The following is a 16,283-nucleotide window of genomic DNA, read 5'->3' as shown; positions in this document are numbered from 1 at the left end:
CTGAACTTTCATCTACAGCGCCCGCAACCCTTCGATCACCTCGCGCAGAATCCGTTCGTCGGGAAGCTGAGCGGGGGGCACCGGACGACTGACGGTGACGCAGCCGAGTTCCAGGAGGTCGCCGAGGAGCACCCTGACGACGCCCACCGGCAGGTCGGCGCCCGCGGCGAGTTCCGCGACCGACTGGGTCTCGGTGCGGCAGAGTTCGATGAGGGCGCGGTGTTCCGGCCCGAGCGCCGTTTGGTCGTCGACGCCGGGCGCGCCCGCGTCGAGCGTGACGAGGGCGATCAGGTCGAAGCGCACCCCGGTGGGGCCGGGTTTGGTGCGTCCGCCCGTCATGGCGTAAGGGCGGACGAGGGGCCCGGCCTCGTAGTCGTACCACTGGCTGCCCTGCTCGCGCGGGGCGCCCGTCAGGTCCTCGGTCATGTGTGCGGACCGCCCTCCCGCCTCATCCCGCGGCGGGCGGCTGCGCCGCGACGCGCGGCGGCGTGTAGAGGTGTTCGCCGACACGTTTGACCAGCCGTGCCATCTCGTACGCCACCAGGCCGATGTCGGCGGTCACCGCCGTCAGGAGAGCGAGGCAGGAGCCGTCGCCCGCGGCGGCCACGAACAGGAAGGCGTCGTCCATCTCCACCATCGTCTGGCGCACACCGCCGGCGCCGAAGTGCCGGCCCGCCCCCTTGGCCAGGCTGTGGAATCCGGAGGAGACGGCGGCGAGGTGTTCCGCGTCCTCGCGGCTGAGGTCGGTCGACGCCCCCACGGCCAGGCCGTCGTTGGACAGCACCACGGCGTGCCGTACCTCGCTGACGCGCAGTACCAAGTCGTCCAGCAGCCAGTCGAGTTCGCCGGACCGCTGGGCGGCCCTCATGCTCGGATCCTGGATCATGCGGGGTCTCCTTCGCTGCTGTCTCTGCGCGCTGTGGAATCCGGGCCGGCGGGGCGGCCGGGCTGCCTGCCGCCGCCGCGTGCCCAGCCGTCGCGGTACGCCGCCATGCGGTCGCGGACGAGTTCGGGGGTGCGCTGGTCGTCGGCCCGGGGGTCGGGCGGCTGCGCCGGTTCCTCGGGGCGCCCCTCGCGCAGCTGGGGGGCCAGATTCGCCTGCCGTACGCGGCGCGGGAGGTCGTCGGAGGCTTCGGAGTCTTCCGGGGGGCGGTGCAGTCGCAAGGTCGTGACTCCCGGGGGTGGGGTCTCTGGCGCGGCCTCCGCCGACGCCGGTACGGGGGCCACGAGTGCGGGCCGGTCAGCCGCCGCGTGGACGGACTCCTGGTGCCGGTCGGCGGCGGGTACGCGCGCGTACTCGCGCTCCATGGGCCGTTCCGCTTCGGCCGATCTGCTGGGGGAACGTTCCGTCGCGCCGCCGTGCAGCAGGGCGATGGGCAGCAGGACGACGGCGGTGGTACCGCCGTAGGGCGAGGTACGCAGGTGGACCTTGATGCCGTGCCGGGCGGCGAGCCTGCTGACCACGAAGAGGCCGAGCCGGTCGCTGTCGAACAGGTCGAGCGCCTCGGACTGCTCGATGCGCCGGTTGGCCTCGGCGAGGGTTTCCTTGCCCATGCCCAGGCCGCGGTCCTCCACCTCGACGGCGTAGCCGTTGCCGACGGGTTCGCCGGTGATGCGCACGCGTGTGTGGGGCGGCGAGAACTGGGCGGCGTTCTCGACGATCTCGGCCAGCAGGTGGGTGAGGTCGGCGACGGCCGCGCCGATGACAGACGCCTCGGGCAGCTGACGTACCTCCACGCGCGCGTAGTCCTCGACTTCGGAGACGGCCGCGCGGACCACGTTCGTCAGCGAGACCGGCATCCGCCAGGCCCGGCCGGGGGCCGCTCCGGAGAGGATGATCAGACTCTCCGCGTGCCGCCGCATACGGGTGGTGAGGTGGTCGAGCCGGAAGAGGTCGCTGAGTTCGTTCGGGTCGTCGGAACGCCTCTCCATGCTGTCCAGAAGGCTGAGCTGGCGATGGACCAGGACCTGGCTGCGGCGGGCGAGGTTGACGAAGACGCCGGAGATGCCGCTGGCGAGTTCGGCGCGTTCCACGGCGGCGCGCAGGGCGGCGCGGTGCACGGTGCCCAGGGCCTCGGCGACCTGCCCGGTCTCGTCATCGGCGGGCGGTCCCGGAGGGGCCTCGGCCCGGATGTCGATCTCGTCTCCGGCGCGCAGTCTCCGCATGGCTTCGGGGAGTTTGCGCCGGGCGATCTCCAGGGCGCCGTTGCGCAGGCTCACCAGCTCGACGACGAGGCCGCGTCCGATGCGTACGGAGATGACGAGTGAGGCGGCCACGGCGACGAGGCCGAGGAGCACGGCGGCACCGGCCGGGGTGAGCAGACCGCGGGTGAACGGGTCGGCCCGGTCCGCGACTCCGCTTCCCGCGTCCTGCTCGATGGCCCGCATGCCGTCCTGCACGCGTGCGTGTGCCTTGCCCCAGACGGCTTCCGGTGCCGCGCCGATGGCACGGACGCCCGGCGCGGTGGCGAGGACCTCGTCCTCGACGGCACCGACCGTCTCGTAGGCGCTGCCGGCGGTGAGGTGCTGCCAGGCGGCACGGTCGGGGCCGCGCAGGTCGGCCACGGCGGACTCGGTGAGGGCGCGCCGTGTGGCGACGGCGCCGGTGAACAGCCGCAGCCGCTCGCCGTCGAGCCGGCCTGCCGGCCGTGCGCCGGCCAGCACCGCGTCCTCCCGCGCCAACGCCTCGCCCGCGCGGGCGAATTCGAGCAGCACGCGCGCGTCGGAGCCGAGGTCGGCGTCCTGGATGCCGGTGAGCGCGCCGCCCACTCCGAAGGCCGTCGCGATGGTCTTCGTGTACCGCCCGTACGTCTCGTCCCAGCCGACGCGGCGGTCGAGCACCGCCGTCCGCAGGGACTTCAGCTCCTCTGCGCCGGTGACGACCGCCTCAAGACGCCCGGCCACTCCGGCGGGCAGTTCCTCGCTGTCGGCGACGGTGTTGCTGTCGCCGAGGCGCAGTTTCGCCACGACCTCGTCCGTGCGTGCCGAGAGGCTCCTGTAGTCACCGCTCCGTTCGGCGGACGGGCCGGTCGCGTAACTCACCGCAGCCGTGCGCTCGGCCTGGAGGGCGGCGACCGCGTCCCCGACGGGGGCCCGGATCGCGGAGTCGACACGCTGCAGCTGGCGCAGCCTGGCGACGTCCTGTGCGGTGCTGACGGTGGCGTACGCCCACAGGGCCAGCAGCGAGACGACCGGCACCATCAGCAGGCAGACGATCTTGGCTCGGACGGTACGCGGGCGTATGTGCCAGCGCTCAGCGCGCGCGGGTGGGTCGTCCGGCGTCACGCCCGAAGGCTCCTCCCGGCCTTCGTCGGCCGGTGGTCCGGCGTGCGCGCGGCGGCCGCGCACGGGGGGCGGGGGCGGCGTCTCGGCGCCGGATGCGGTGGTCCTACGGGGTGTACGCATGGCCTCCTCGCTCGGATGGGGTTCGGGGGCGTGCCGGCCGGGCCGTCACCGGCAGGGCGCGCCGCTAGCGGGCGGCGCTCTCGACCGGCCGCTGGGCCGAGGCGGATGCCTCGCGCTCCCCCGTCGTCGGCGACAGCGCGACGAAGGCCGAGGTCAGGAACAGATAGGACCCGAGGCCGACGGCGAGGGGGAAGATGAACTGCATCGCCGTGGCCCCGGGCAGGATGCCGCCGGAGGGCGTGACGTCCACGCTGACCGCGAGCATCCCGGTGTAGTGCATGCTGCTCACCGCCGCGCCCATGATCAGGGAGGCGATGGTGACGGCGACGGGTGACTTGATGTTGAGGGCCGCCCACAGGGCCGCCGTCGCCGCGACGACGGCGATCAGGACGGAGAGCCCGACGAGGGCGGGGTCGTAGCCGACGTCGCCGTGCAGCCGAACCGCCGCCATGCCGAGGTAGTGCATGCTCGCGACGCCGAGCCCGGTGGTCAGCCCGCCGAGGAAGAGCGCGCGGGTGCGGTCGCGGCCGTAGCCGACGGCGAAGACGCCGGCGCAGACGACGATCATGGCGACGAGGAGGCTCACAATGGTGAGCGGTACGTCGTAGCGGATGTCGGTGCCGCTGACGCTGAAGCCCAGCATGGCCACGAAGTGCATGGTCCAGATGCCGGTGCCGATGGCCGAGGCCGCGGTGATGAGCCAGTTGCGGCGCGACCGTCCGGTGGCGCCGAGCGCGCGGACGGTGCAGCGCAGCCCCAGCGCGGCGCCTATGCAGGCCATCACGTACGACAGCACGGGTGTCAGCCAGCCGAGGGCGGCGTGGTCCAGGTGTCCCATGGCCCCGGGACGCTAGTCGGGGCACGGGCGCACCAGGGGGGCGCATTTCGAAAGGTGCTGGAATATGACGTGGAAATGCACCGGAACGATCGCGTCACGCTCGAACGTGTGCACAGCGGCGTCATCCCTGACGGTGAGGAATCATGCGGAACATGAGCGACGACCACACACGTGTCCAGGAGTTCTTCACCGCCCGCGCGGCCGACTGGGACAGCCGGTTCCCGGACGACGGCCCCGCCTACGGGGCCGCGGTCGCCGACCTCGGGCTGCGCGAGGGCGACCGCGTGCTCGACGCGGGGTGCGGAACCGGGCGTGCCCTGACGCCGCTGCGCGCCGCCGTGGGGCCCTCGGGAGTGGTCGTGGGGGCCGATCTGACCCTGGCCATGCTGCAGGCCGCCGTACGGGCCGGACGTGACCGTTTCGGGCGGTTGCTGCTCGCCGACGTGGCCGCGCTGCCGCTGCGCTCGGAGTCGCTCGACGCCGTGTTCGGAGCCGGCCTGATCGCCCATCTGCCCCATCCGGGCGAGAATCTGCGGGAGTTGGCGCGCGTGGTGCGCCCCGGCGGCAGGCTGGCGCTGTTCCACCCGATCGGCAGGGCGGCGCTCGCGGCACGCCAGGGCCGTCGCATCACCCCGGAGGACCTGCGTGCGGAGCCCAACCTCCGTCTGTTGCTGACCGGTTCCGGATGGCGCATGACGTCGTACGTCGACGAGGACGACCGGTTCCTGGCGCTGGCCGTACGGGAGAGCTGACGCGTCACTCGGCCGTCGGCGGGTTCACCTGCCGTACGGGGCAGCCCCGTACGCCGGGCACCGGGCGCGTGCCCAGTTCGTCGAGCCGGTAGCCGTCCGGGTAGCCCTTGATCTCCCAGTTCTGGCGCGCGTAGTGGGGCGTGCGCCGCGGCGGCAGCAGACGGACGGCGCGGCCACGCGCGCGTACCATGCGGCGCACGAGCGCGCGGGTGGCGGAGTTCGGAGGCGGGTAGCGGAAGGCGCGCAGAAGGTGTTCGTCGAGCAGGGCGAGCGTCGAGGTGCGCAGGAGGGGCGCGAGCGGGCGCGGGTACCAGGAGGCCATCAGGTCGAGCGTGGCGTCCGAGACGCGCCGGGCGCCCTCGTCCCAGCCGAAGTGGGCCTCCTCGTAGGCGTCGAGGAAGTCCTCGAACTCCTCGTAGGACTCGGGGATGTCCTTGATGCCCATGTGCCGGCCCAGGGTGCGGTAGTGGACGGCGCAGGCGACGGTCTCGTGGCGTGACAGCCTGCGCCAGCCGTAGGCGTCGATCCACCGCTTGGGCATCACGACGAACGTGCACAGCACGTACCGCATGTCGTCGTTCGCGATGTCGTAGCCGCGGTGCATCTGGTTGATGCGGCGGACGGCCGTACGGCCCTCTTCGCTGTCGAAGCCGTGTTCCACGACGGCGTCCAGGAGCAGTGCCGTGTCGTCGTAGCGTTTCTGCGCCCGGTGCGTGAGTTCCGCCGTCTCGGCGAGCAACCGGCCGATGGCGGGCACGGCGTACGTGCGGTAGAGCGCCAGCTCCAGGGCGCGGGCGAAATCCCAGGGAAACTCGTACGCGGCGGTGAGCCGGTAGATCTCCGAAGCGTCCCGGAACGGGTCCATCCGCCGGATCTGTTCGAGCCGTTCGAAACGCTTCACCGTGTTGTCCCTCTTCTGCCGCCGAAGCTCCAACTCTACGTTGAGTAGCAGTAGATGAACGTTCAGCGAGATACACTCAGGGGGAAGGCGGTCAGTATGTGGGGCAGGGTCCGCAGGTCCGGTGCCAGATTTCTCCACGCCATGCGCGCGGAGCCGAACACCAGCCGGGACCGGCGCACACACAATCTCTTCGAGGCCGCCGCCGTGTACGTCTCGGCGTGCGCGGAGGACGACCAGGAGCGGATCGACGAGGCGGCGGGCTGGGTGTCGCCGGAGGCACTGTCGTTCGGGGTGAGCGAGCTGGCGTGCCGGGCCGTCATCGCGCTCGCACGGGAGCGCGACGAGTCGCCCGGGACCGTCGCCCGGGACCTGCTGGGCCTCCCGGCGTCCTGACGCGTCGGGCGCCGAGCGGTCGATTCGCCCCGTCCGGTCGGAAGACTGCAGTTCCGGGTGCGCCTGGGAGTCGTGACAAGCGGCTTCCGGTCGCACTAGGGTGCGCGCCGTGGACGAACCGATGGGGAGGCTGGGATGGCCGGGACGGACGAGGACGCCGTCGCCGCCGAGGACGACGCGCTCTACGTGCTCACGGCGGTGCTGCTGACGCCGGCGAAGTTCCCGAGCGTGCTGGGCGACGACTATCCGGAGGCCTGCGCGGCGCTCGGCCTCGCGCCGCTCTCCGACGGATACGGCCTGGTGATCGGCCAGGACGGCGAGGGCGCCCGGTGGACGGTCGTCATCGACGACGTCTCCCTGGTCGCCGTCGCCATCGCGTCCTGGGACTGCGGCATGGAGTACGACCTGTCACCCGACGAACGTACGGTCGTGGCCGCACTGCCGGGCTGGCCCCTCGCGGTGGCCGTCGCGGCTCCCGGCGTGCCCGCGCCGCACGATCCCGGCCCCGAGGTCGTGGAGGGCCCGCCACTGGCGCCGCCGGACACCACCGTCTGGGGGCCGGCCCAGCGACGCCTGGGCGCGGACGAGATCGCCCTCCAGTGGGCGCTGTGGCGGGACCAGATCGACGACGCGGACTTCGCGACGCCCGGCGGCGCCACCGAGACCTCCGAGGGCACTGATGAGGTCCCCGAGGGCATGGACACGGCCGAGGAGGGCGAGAAGGCTGAGCCCAAGGGTGGCCACAGCGGCATCCGCCGTGTCCTCGCGGAGGCACGCGCGTACGTGGAGACCCCGCCGCCCCTTGGCCGGGTCCGGTCGTCGTTCGCCTCCGGCGACGCGCGTACGCTGCGCGCCGACGGTCCCGGCTGGTCCCTCGTCGCCAGGACCGACGACATCGCGTTCGTCCTGCTCGACGAGGAGCCCGGCGAGGTCCTGCCGGTGGGCCGGGGACCGGAGCTGCCGGGTCTTCTGGAGGCGCTCGACAAGATGGCCGTACGGCCCAGTTGAGCCGTAGGCCGCCGGCGCGTGGTGCTCGCTCCGGCCGCCTGGCAGCACACCGGCGCAGAAGCCCTTGCCGGTGGTGTTCCTCGTGGCGGCCGCAGGACGGACAGGGCACCCCCGGCCAGATGCTCGCGCGGGGATGCGCCTGTCCGGCGGTGCTCAGCGCCCGATTTCCTTGCGCGTCGCGCGGCGCAGCCTGCGCCGCTGTGACGGGTCGAGCGTGAGGTACGCGGCGGCCGGGACTCCCAGGATTATCAGGAGCGCGGCCCACCAGGGCAGCCAGATCAACAGCAGGATCCCGGCCGCCACACCTCCTGCGGCGATCTTCGCGTTCTTCGACATGTGCGTCGCCTCCTTCGCGGCCACTGCCGCTCTCTGTCCTGAAAACGGGCCCGCGCTTCCAGCGGTTCCGGACCCCGACCCTGAGACGACCCTGAGGTGCGACCCCTACTGGCCCCGTGGATCCCGGGGACGTGCCCGTTCTCCACGTAGGGGGCATACCCAGCCCGACTGCGGAGTGACCCAGGTCACGGCTCAGAGATGAGGGGTGGGTCATCGGAGTGCTGTACCCTCGGCGACTCCGAGCAAAGTAGTCAAATTTGAGGAGTGTACCCCGGCTGTGCAGAGGCTTCCCGCGGTAACACCGTCAGAGATCTCCGAACTGGCCCGGTGCAGTGCTGTCTTCGTCCCCGGTGATCCCGCCCGCACGGGCGGCGTCGCCTTCTGGCGGACCGATGGCGGCGCCGTCCCGGTCGTCGCGTCGGGGTCCGTCGAGGAGCTGGCCGTCGTCGTGCCCGGCGTCGACGGGGTCGAGCTGGTGACCGTGCCCGCCGTGGTGCTGCCCGTGCGTGCGGCCCTGGCGGTGCTCACGCGTGTGCGTGCCGCCGCGGAAGGACACCGGGGGTCCGTGTTCTGGGGCGCTGCCGCCGTGCTGGCCCTGCAGCTCCTGGCGCGTGGGCTGCTGCTGCCCGGCCTGTCGCCGGGTGAGCACGATGCCTGGCGTGCCGGTCCGCTGCGCCCGGAGGACGTCGAGCGCATCGGCCGGCTCGCCGCCGCGATGCCGCCCGAGGCTCATGCCGTGCCCCTGGAGGACGCCCGGCCGCCGCGGCTGCCCGACCCCGAGTGGCTGCTGCGCGCCTTCCTGGACGCGGTCGCCGACGCACTGCCCCGCTCCCCCGCGGCCCGGCTTGTGACGGGCGGGCCCGCCTACGCGGCGCAGGAGCCGCAGCATCTGCCCGAGCAGCGCGCGTGGGCCGCCGATGTCGCCGCCGGTCAGGACGCGGGCGTACGGCTCTCGCTGCGGATCGAGGTCCCCGGCCTCGCCGCAGCCACGGGGGACGACACCGCACTGGCGTTCCGGGCGGTGCTCCAGGTCCACAGCGTGAGTGATCCGGCGCTGGTCGCGGACGCCGCCGACGTGTGGGCCGGCTCCGGCGACTTCGGCCCGCGCGCGCGGATGGACGCCCTGCTGGCGCTCCGCCGGGCCGCCCGGGCCTGGACTCCGCTCGCGCCCCTGCTGTCGACAGCCGTTCCCGATGCCGTCGAACTCGCCGACGAGGAGGTCACCGATCTCCTCGGGGAGGGCGCCCGGGTCCTCGCCGGCGTCGGAGTCGATGTGCACTGGCCGAGGGAACTGGCCCGCAAGCTGACGGCCCGCGCGGTGGTCGGCCCGCCGGACGAGGAGTCGGCGCCGGGCAGGCTCGCGTCGGACACGCCGTCGTTCCTGTCGGCCGACGCGCTGCTGGCGTTCAACTGGCGGTTCGCGCTGGGTGACCAGCGGCTCACCCGCGAGGAACTGGACCGGCTCGCCGAGGCCGGCCGACCCGTCGTGCGGCTGCGCGACCAGTGGGTCCTGATCAACCCTCAGGAGGTGCGCCGCGCCCGCGCGCAGCAGGACCGCAAGGTGACACCCATCGACGCGCTCAGCGCCACTCTGACGGGCACCACCGAGATCGACGGCCGCAGGGTCGACGTCCATCCCACGGGGTGGCTGGCGGCGCTGCGGGAGCGGCTCGCGGACCCGGAGGCGCAGGAGCCGGTCGGTCAGCCCGCCGCGCTCGCGGCCACGCTGCGGGACTACCAGCGCCGGGGTCTGAACTGGCTGGCCCGGATGACGTCCCTGGGCCTGGGCTGCTGTCTGGCCGACGACATGGGGCTCGGCAAGACGATCACGCTGATCGCGCTGCATCTGCACCGGCAGTCCGACGCCTCGTCCGCGGGTCCCACCCTTGTGGTGTGTCCGACGTCGCTGATGGGTAACTGGCAGCGCGAGGTCGAGAGGTTCGCGCCCGGCACGCGCGTGCGGCGCTTCCACGGGTCACGGCGGAGTCTGGACGCCGTGGCCGACGGGGAGTTCGTGCTCACCACGTACGGCACGATGCGGCTGGACGCGCGCCGGCTCGCGGAGGTGCCGTGGGGCATGGTCGTGGCGGACGAGGCCCAGCACGTGAAGAACCCGTACTCGGCGACCGCGCGGGAGCTGCGCTCCATCGGGGCACGCGCACGCGTGGCGCTCACCGGCACCCCGGTGGAGAACAACCTGTCGGAGCTGTGGGCGATCCTCGACTGGACGACCCCGGGGTTGCTGGGCCGGCTCGGCACCTTCCGCACGCGCTACGCACAGGCCGTGGAAAACGGCCAGGATCCGGCCGCCGCGGAGCGCCTGGCCCGGCTCGTGCGGCCCTTCCTGCTGCGTCGCCGCAAGTCGGATCCCGGGATCGCACCGGAGCTGCCGCCGAAGACCGAGACCGACCGGGCCGTGTCCCTCACCAAGGAACAGGCGGGCCTGTACGAGGCCGTGGTGCGCGAGACGCTCGCGGAGATCTCCGGCGCCGACAGCATGGCGCGGCGCGGTCTGATCGTGAAGCTGCTGACGGGCCTGAAGCAGATCTGCAACCACCCGGCGCAGTTCCTCAAGGAGGAGCGCCCGAGGATCGACGGGCGCTCCGGGAAGCTGGAGCTCCTGGACGAACTCCTGGACACCATCCTCTCCGAGGGGGCGAGCGTTCTGGTCTTCACGCAGTACGTGCGGATGGCCCGTCTCATCGAGCAGCACCTGGCCGCCCGCGGCGTGCCCAGCCAGTTCCTGCACGGCGGGACACCCGTCGCCGCGCGCGAGACGCTCGTACAGCGCTTCCAGGACGGTGAAGTCCCGGTGTTCCTGCTGTCGTTGAAGGCGGCGGGCACGGGTCTGAACCTCACGCGGGCCGAGCATGTCGTGCACTACGACCGCTGGTGGAACCCCGCCGTCGAGGCGCAGGCCACCGACCGCGCGTACCGCATCGGCCAGATGCGGCCGGTGCAGGTGCACCGGCTGATCGCCGAGGGAACCATCGAGGACCGCATCGCCGACATGCTGAGCCGCAAGCGGGAGCTGGCCGACGCGGTGCTCGGCTCCGGCGAGGCGGCGCTCACGGAGCTGACGGACGGGGAGCTGGCCGATCTGGTGGAACTGCGAGGGGGCGCACGATGAATCAGCGCGGCGGGGACGGCCGGTATGGCCAGTACGACGGCGACACGGAACGCACGTTCGCCGCGCTGCCGCCCGCACGCGGTCGGGGTTTCGCGCGGACGTGGTGGGGCCAGGCGTGGCTGCAGGCACTGGAGGACACCGCGCTGGACTCGGAGCAGCTGAAGACGGGGCGCAGTCTCGCGCGGGCGGGATCGGTCGGCGCGGTGTCGGTGCGCCCGGGGCGTGTCACGGCCGTCGTCCAGGGCCGGGACCGTACGGCGCACCGGGCCGACGTGCTGCTGGAGGAGCTGTCCGGCGAACAGTGGGACCGTTTCCTGGACATGACCGTCCAGCGCGCGGGGCATGTCGCGGCGCTGCTGGACCGCGACATGCCACCGCATCTGGTGGAGGACGCGGCGACCACCGGTATCGATCTGCTGCCGGGCATGGGCGAGCTGGAGCCGGAGTGCGACTGCGACGCCTGGGACCACTGCGCGCACACGGCGGCGCTCTGCTACCAGGTGGCGCGGCTGTTGGACCAGGACCCCTTCGTCCTGCTGCTCCTGCGTGGACGCGGCGAACGCGCCCTGCTGGACGACCTCCAGGCCCGCAGCGCCCCGTCCGTCGACGAGCCGTCCGAACCGTCCGAGCCGGACGGCGTGGATGCCGCGGAGTCCTACGCGGCCGGGGAGATCCTGCCGCCGCTGCCCGGTCTGCCGGAGCTTCCCGACGAGCCGGGTGTGCCGCCGTCCCTGGACACGGAGGCGGCTCCCGCGCCCGGTGTCGACCCGGCCGCCCTGGAGTTCCTGTCCGCCCGGACCGCCGTGGAGGCGCACCGTCTGCTCGCCGAGGCACTGCGGGCGGGGCCGGAACAGCAGGTGTCCGAGGCGGAGTTGACGATTGTGCAGGACGCGGTCCGGCTTGCCGTGGACGCACCCGGGCGGGCTGTCGCGGAGCGCCTCGCCGAGGGTTCGGGGCGCGGCCGGGAAGGGCTGGCCGTGGCCGTGCGGGCCTGGCAGCTCGGAGGGGTCGCCGCACTGTCCGTGCTCGAGGAGGAGTGGACCGTCCGGGGCGAGGCGCTCACACGCGCGCGTGCCGCGCTCGAATCGGCCTGGGAGGAGGACGAGCGGCCGGCACTGCGGGCGAAGGGCAACCGGTGGACGGTCGCCGACGCGCCGCACCAGCTGCGTCGGGGGCGGGACGGCCGCTGGTGGCCGTACCGCAAGGAGCGGGGCCGCTGGGTTCCGGTGGGAGGCGCGGCGCAGGATCCGGCGACGGCTCTGGCCTCGGCGGAGCTCGCGCCCGAGGAGCAGGCATCCTGACGTCCTAAGGCGCGAGGAGGCCGCGCTCCGTCAGGAGCGGCAGGACGTGGTCCCGGACCGCCGGAGCGAACTCGATGTCGCGTTCTTGTCCGGAGATCCAGCGCATGGCGGCCAGTTCGGCGACGGGCCGGGGCACGTGGCTGAGCCGTGCCTCAAAGACCGTCATCCTCATCAGCACCCTCTCGAGCGCCGCCATGGCTTCGACATCAGCCAGGAACCGAGGTGCGAGGGGCCGAACCCCGAGTTCACGCGTACCGCTTCGCCCCGGTGGACGTGGTGGATCCGAGCGAGGGCGACACGTCCGAGCTGAAGATCTCCTCGCTGGTCGCCGTGGGCGGCAACCGGCTGCTGGTCGAGGAGCGCACCGACAAGGCCGCGCGGCTGCAGCTGGTGCGCCTGGGCCCGGACGCGAACATCCTCGGCGGGCCCTGGGACGACGACACGACGTCTCCCGTCGCTGGAGCAGCTCGACGACCCCGCGGGCGCGGGTGTCCCGGTGCTCGCCAAGCAGCTGGTCGTCGATCTGGGCACGGTCGACGGTGTCCCGGGGAAGATCGAGGGCGTCGCGCGCGTGGACCACGACATGCTCGCGCTCATCAATGACAACGACTTCGGGATGACGGACGGCACCGGCGCGTTCGACGCACAGGGCCGGCTGGTCGACAGTGGCATCGAGACGACGGTGACCTACGTGCGGCTGCCGCGCGGGATCTGACGGCCCGGCTACGCGCGCGTGGCCGTCACGGACCGCCACGCGCGTGTGCCGCACGATTCCGGGCGGCACACGGCCTACGGCAGTTCGTCGGCCAGCGACGGAAGCAGCGATTCGAGCTCGCTCGGAAGGCCGCTCGGCAGCTCGCTGGGGAACTGCGACGGCAATGAGGTCGGCAGCTCGGTGGGCAGCTCGGTCGGGATGCTGAAGGACGGTCCGGGCGAGTCGCTCGCGCTCGGGCTGCTCCCGGGCGTCCTGTCGTCCGGCGAGTCGTCGCTGCCCGAGGAACCCATCAGGACGACTGCTGCGACGGCTCCGGCGGCCACGATCACGGCGAGCAGGATGTAGAGCGGATTCCGCCGCCGCCCCGGCCCGCCGTTCCCCGGCGGGGGACCGTATCCTCCTGAGCTCCCCCAGCCCCCTTCAGGGGGCGGTCCGTAGCCGCCTCCAGGAGGCGGCGTGTCACCCGGAGGCCCGGGCGGCTGCGGCGGTACGGGCGGGATGGCCATACCACCAAGCGTCGCGTCGCACCCGTCAGGACGCGACCCCCGTGCGGGAGTTGATACGGACCCATGCCCTGGATCGGATGATTCCGGAACATTCCGCGCGAAGACCGTCCCGGTCGTTCAAGGAGCCCGCACCGTGCAGGACCGCCTTCGTCTCCGGCGGCCGGTCCCGCACAGTGCGGTACGCGCGCGATCGGTCAGCCGCGGGCGCCCAGCAGGTGGTCCATCGCCAGCTGGTCGAGGCGCTCGAAGGCCATGCCGCGCGCGGCGGCCGCCTCCACGTCGAACTCCTCGAAGGCCGCGCGGTCCGCGAGCAGCGACTTCAGGCCGTCGGCCGCCGTCGGCTGGGCCAGTTCGTCCAGCCGCGAGGCACGCAGGGCCTCCTGGACCTCCGGGTCGGCACGGAAGGCGGTCGCGCGCTCCTTCAGCATCAGGTAGTTGCGCATGCAGCCCGCGGCCGACGCCCACACGCCGTCGAGGTCCTCGGTCCGCGGCGGCTTGAAGTCGAAGTGCTTCGGGCCCGCGTAACCGGCGCTCTCCAGGAGGTCGACCAGCCAGAAGGCGGAGCGCAGGTCGCCGGCGCCGAAGCGCAGGTCCTGGTCGTACTTGATGCCGGACTGGCCGTTGAGGTCGATGTGGAAGAGCTTGCCCGCCCACAGGGCCTGCGCGATGCCGTGCGGGAAGTTCAGCCCGGCCATCTGCTCGTGGCCGACCTCGGGGTTGACACCGTAGAGCTCGGGGCGCTCCAGGCGCTCGATGAACGCCAGGGCGTGGCCGACGGTGGGCAGCAGGATGTCGCCGCGCGGCTCGTTCGGCTTGGGCTCGATCGCGAAGCGCAGGTCGTAGCCCTGGGAGGTGACGTACTCGCCGAGGAGGTCGAAGGCCTCCTTCATGCGGTCGAGGGCGACGCGGACATCCTTGGCGGCGCCGGACTCGGCGCCCTCACGGCCGCCCCAGGCGACGTACGTCTCGGCGCCCAGCTCGACCGCCAGGTCGATGTTGCGGATCGTCTTGCGCAGGGCGTAGCGGCGCACGTCGCGGTCGTTGGCGGTGAACGCGCCGTCCTTGAAGACGGGGTGCGTGAAGAGGTTGGTGGTCGCCATCGGCACCTTCATGCCGGTCGCGTCGAGAGCCTCGCGGAAGCGCTTGATGTGCGCCTCACGCTCGGTGTCGGAGGACCCGAAGGGGATCAGGTCGTCGTCGTGGAAGGTGACCCCGTGGGCGCCGAGCTCGGCCAGACGCTGCACCGTCTCGACCGGGTCGAGGGCGCGGCGGGTGGCGTCGCCGAAGGGGTCCCGTCCCTGCCAGCCGACGGTCCACAGGCCGAAGGTGAACCTGTCCTCGGGGGTGGGCTGGTAGCTCATGCCGCGGCTCCTTGCTTGCTTACGACTATTTCGTCATGGCCGTTTACAAATTAGTATGCCAACGCATCCCTGGGAAGGGACAAGATGTCCACCGAAGGGGTGAGGTCCGGGTCGGCGTGGTCCGGGCACCCTCAAAACAGCAGGTCAGATCCCGCTGAGCCGCGAAAAAAGGGAGAGTCTGATGTCAGCAGCCGAGGGGCCGCTCGTCGTCGGCGTGGACACGTCCACCCAGTCCACCAAGGCGCTGGTCGTCGACGCGGCCACCGGCCAGGTCGTCGCGAGCGGCCAGGCACCGCACACCGTCTCCTCCGGGGCAGGCCGCGAGAGCGACCCGCGCCAGTGGTGGGACGCGCTGTGCGAGGCGCTGCGCCAGTGCGGTGACGCGGCGCACGAGGCGGCCGCGGTGTCGATCGGCGGGCAGCAGCACGGCCTGGTCACGCTGGACGCCCAGGGGGAACCGGTCCGTCCGGCCCTGCTGTGGAACGACGTGCGGTCGGCGCCGCAGGCCCGCCGTCTGACCGAGGAGCTGGGCGGCGCGAAGTTCTGGGCGGAGCGCACCGGGAGCGTGCCCGCCCCGTCCTTCACGGTCACGAAGTGGGCATGGCTGGCCGAGAACGAGCCTGAGGCCCTGCGCGCGACGAAGGCGGTACGGCTCCCCCACGACTACCTCACCGAACGCCTCACCGGGCAGGGCACGACCGACCGCGGCGACGCGTCCGGCACCGGCTGGTGGGCGTCCGGAACGGAGGCGTACGACGAGGAGATCCTCGCGCACGTGGGGCTCGACCCGGCGCTGCTGCCGCGCGTGGTCCGGCCCGGCGAGGTGGCGGGCACCGTGCGTGACAGCCATGACCTGCCGTTCTCCAAGGGCACCCTGGTCGCGCCCGGCACCGGCGACAACGCCGCCGCCGCGCTGGGTCTCGGACTGCGCCCGGGTACGCCGGTGCTCAGCCTGGGCACGTCGGGCACGGTGTACGCCGTGTCGAAGCGGCGCCCCACGGACCCGACAGGCACCGTGGCGGGCTTCGCCGACGCGCACGGCGACTGGCTGCCGCTGGCCTGCACCCTGAACTGCACACTGGCCGTCGACCGCGTCGCGGCCCTGCTGGGGCTCGACCGTGAGGCCGTGGAACCGACCACCGCTGTCACCCTGCTGCCCTACCTGGACGGCGAGCGCACTCCGAACCTGCCGAGCGCCTCGGGTCTCCTGCACGGCCTGCGCCACGACACGACCGGCGGCCAGCTCCTCCAGGCCGCCTACGACGGTGCCGTGCACTCGCTGCTCGGCGCGCTCGACCTGGTCCTCGACGAGGACGCGGACCGCTCGGCCCCGCTGCTGCTGATCGGCGGCGGCGCCCGGGGCACGGCCTGGCAGCAGACCGTACGGCGGTTGTCGGGGCGTCCGGTGCAGGTCCCCGAGGCCAAGGAGCTGGTCGCGCTCGGCGCCGCGGCGCAGGCGGCCGGCCTGCTGACCGGCGAGGACCCGGCCGCGGTCGCCCGGCGCTGGAACACCACGCGGGGGCCCGTGCTCGATGCGGTGGAGCGGGACGAGGAGACACTGGCCAGGATCGCCGGGGTACTCTCCGACGCGGCCCCGCTGCTGGAGCGGCGCACGGACACGCACTGAGGACTGACGG

15 protein-coding genes and 1 pseudogene are annotated in these 16,283 nt (G+C 72.8%); 7 read left to right on the top strand and 9 right to left on the bottom strand.

The window, feature by feature from the left end:
* Positions 1–12: 12 nt before the first annotated feature.
* The 4 genes from AQJ91_RS18990 to AQJ91_RS18975 form a co-directional block, all read right to left on the bottom strand.
* Entirely contained in the window at positions 13–426 is a 414-nt protein-coding gene (locus AQJ91_RS18990; protein WP_067022717.1) for a DUF742 domain-containing protein, read from the bottom strand.
* 22 nt (positions 427–448) lie between these two features.
* Positions 449–886: a roadblock/LC7 domain-containing protein gene (locus AQJ91_RS18985; RefSeq protein WP_067022714.1), complete on the bottom strand. Its 438-nt coding sequence runs from the start codon at positions 884–886 to the stop codon at positions 449–451.
* The gene (locus tag AQJ91_RS18980; protein WP_067022712.1) at positions 883–3,405 is read right to left on the bottom strand and encodes a sensor histidine kinase; all 2,523 of its coding nucleotides are present in this window, start codon (positions 3,403–3,405) and stop codon (positions 883–885) included. The genes AQJ91_RS18985 and AQJ91_RS18980 overlap by 4 nt, the downstream gene beginning before the upstream one ends.
* Before the next feature lie 64 nt (positions 3,406–3,469).
* Positions 3,470–4,243 carry an MHYT domain-containing protein gene (locus tag AQJ91_RS18975; protein WP_067022709.1) on the bottom strand — a complete coding sequence of 258 codons (774 nt, stop codon included), beginning with the start codon at positions 4,241–4,243 and terminating at the stop codon, positions 3,470–3,472.
* Between the two features lie 152 nt (positions 4,244–4,395).
* Between AQJ91_RS18975 and AQJ91_RS18970 the strand changes: the two genes are divergently transcribed.
* Positions 4,396–4,995 (top strand): class I SAM-dependent methyltransferase, encoded by a 600-nt coding sequence (locus AQJ91_RS18970; RefSeq protein WP_067023200.1) that lies wholly within the window; start codon positions 4,396–4,398, stop codon positions 4,993–4,995.
* Between the two features lie 4 nt (positions 4,996–4,999).
* Here AQJ91_RS18970 and AQJ91_RS18965 read toward each other — a convergent pair whose 3' ends face one another.
* Positions 5,000–5,896, bottom strand: coding sequence for an oxygenase MpaB family protein (locus AQJ91_RS18965; RefSeq protein WP_067022707.1), 897 nt, complete (start codon positions 5,894–5,896; stop codon positions 5,000–5,002).
* Between the two features lie 96 nt (positions 5,897–5,992).
* On the opposite strand from AQJ91_RS18965, the gene AQJ91_RS18960 reads away from it, so the two are divergent.
* Entirely contained in the window at positions 5,993–6,289 is a 297-nt protein-coding gene (locus tag AQJ91_RS18960) for a hypothetical protein (RefSeq protein WP_067022704.1), read from the top strand.
* 135 nt (positions 6,290–6,424) lie between these two features.
* Complete coding sequence (locus tag AQJ91_RS18955) at positions 6,425–7,297, top strand: hypothetical protein (RefSeq protein WP_067022701.1); 873 nt, start codon at positions 6,425–6,427, stop codon at positions 7,295–7,297.
* A gap of 153 nt (positions 7,298–7,450) precedes the next feature.
* Here AQJ91_RS18955 and AQJ91_RS18950 read toward each other — a convergent pair whose 3' ends face one another.
* The gene (locus tag AQJ91_RS18950) at positions 7,451–7,633 is read right to left on the bottom strand and encodes a hypothetical protein (RefSeq protein WP_067023197.1); all 183 of its coding nucleotides are present in this window, start codon (positions 7,631–7,633) and stop codon (positions 7,451–7,453) included.
* Positions 7,634–7,910: 277 nt separating this feature from the next.
* On the opposite strand from AQJ91_RS18950, the gene AQJ91_RS18945 reads away from it, so the two are divergent.
* Entirely contained in the window at positions 7,911–10,763 is a 2,853-nt protein-coding gene (locus tag AQJ91_RS18945) for a DEAD/DEAH box helicase (protein ID WP_067022698.1), read from the top strand.
* Positions 10,760–12,064 (top strand): SWIM zinc finger family protein, encoded by a 1,305-nt coding sequence (locus tag AQJ91_RS18940; protein ID WP_067022696.1) that lies wholly within the window; start codon positions 10,760–10,762, stop codon positions 12,062–12,064. The genes AQJ91_RS18945 and AQJ91_RS18940 overlap by 4 nt, the downstream gene beginning before the upstream one ends.
* Before the next feature lie 4 nt (positions 12,065–12,068).
* Here AQJ91_RS18940 and AQJ91_RS18935 read toward each other — a convergent pair whose 3' ends face one another.
* Positions 12,069–12,230 (bottom strand): NUDIX hydrolase, encoded by a 162-nt coding sequence (locus AQJ91_RS18935; protein ID WP_199847965.1) that lies wholly within the window; start codon positions 12,228–12,230, stop codon positions 12,069–12,071.
* Positions 12,231–12,310: 80 nt separating this feature from the next.
* Here AQJ91_RS18935 and AQJ91_RS18930 point away from each other — a divergent pair.
* A pseudogene (locus AQJ91_RS18930) lies at positions 12,311–12,779 on the top strand (esterase-like activity of phytase family protein); the annotation flags it as partial.
* Between the two features lie 74 nt (positions 12,780–12,853).
* Here the strand turns inward: AQJ91_RS18930 and AQJ91_RS49610 are convergent.
* The gene (locus AQJ91_RS49610) at positions 12,854–13,108 is read right to left on the bottom strand and encodes a hypothetical protein (protein WP_079085052.1); all 255 of its coding nucleotides are present in this window, start codon (positions 13,106–13,108) and stop codon (positions 12,854–12,856) included.
* 371 nt (positions 13,109–13,479) lie between these two features.
* Positions 13,480–14,646, bottom strand: coding sequence for a xylose isomerase (xylA, locus tag AQJ91_RS18920; RefSeq protein WP_067022689.1), 1,167 nt, complete (start codon positions 14,644–14,646; stop codon positions 13,480–13,482).
* 181 nt (positions 14,647–14,827) lie between these two features.
* Here xylA and xylB point away from each other — a divergent pair, with 181 nt between their 5' ends.
* Complete coding sequence (gene xylB, locus AQJ91_RS18915) at positions 14,828–16,273, top strand: xylulokinase (protein WP_067022686.1); 1,446 nt, start codon at positions 14,828–14,830, stop codon at positions 16,271–16,273.
* Positions 16,274–16,283 lie beyond the last annotated feature (10 nt).

The sequence above is a fragment of the Streptomyces dysideae genome (genome assembly GCF_001514305.1).
Taxonomy (GTDB): Bacteria; Actinomycetota; Actinomycetes; order Streptomycetales; family Streptomycetaceae; genus Streptomyces; species Streptomyces dysideae.
This window is presented reverse-complemented; position numbering and strand designations above follow the sequence as displayed.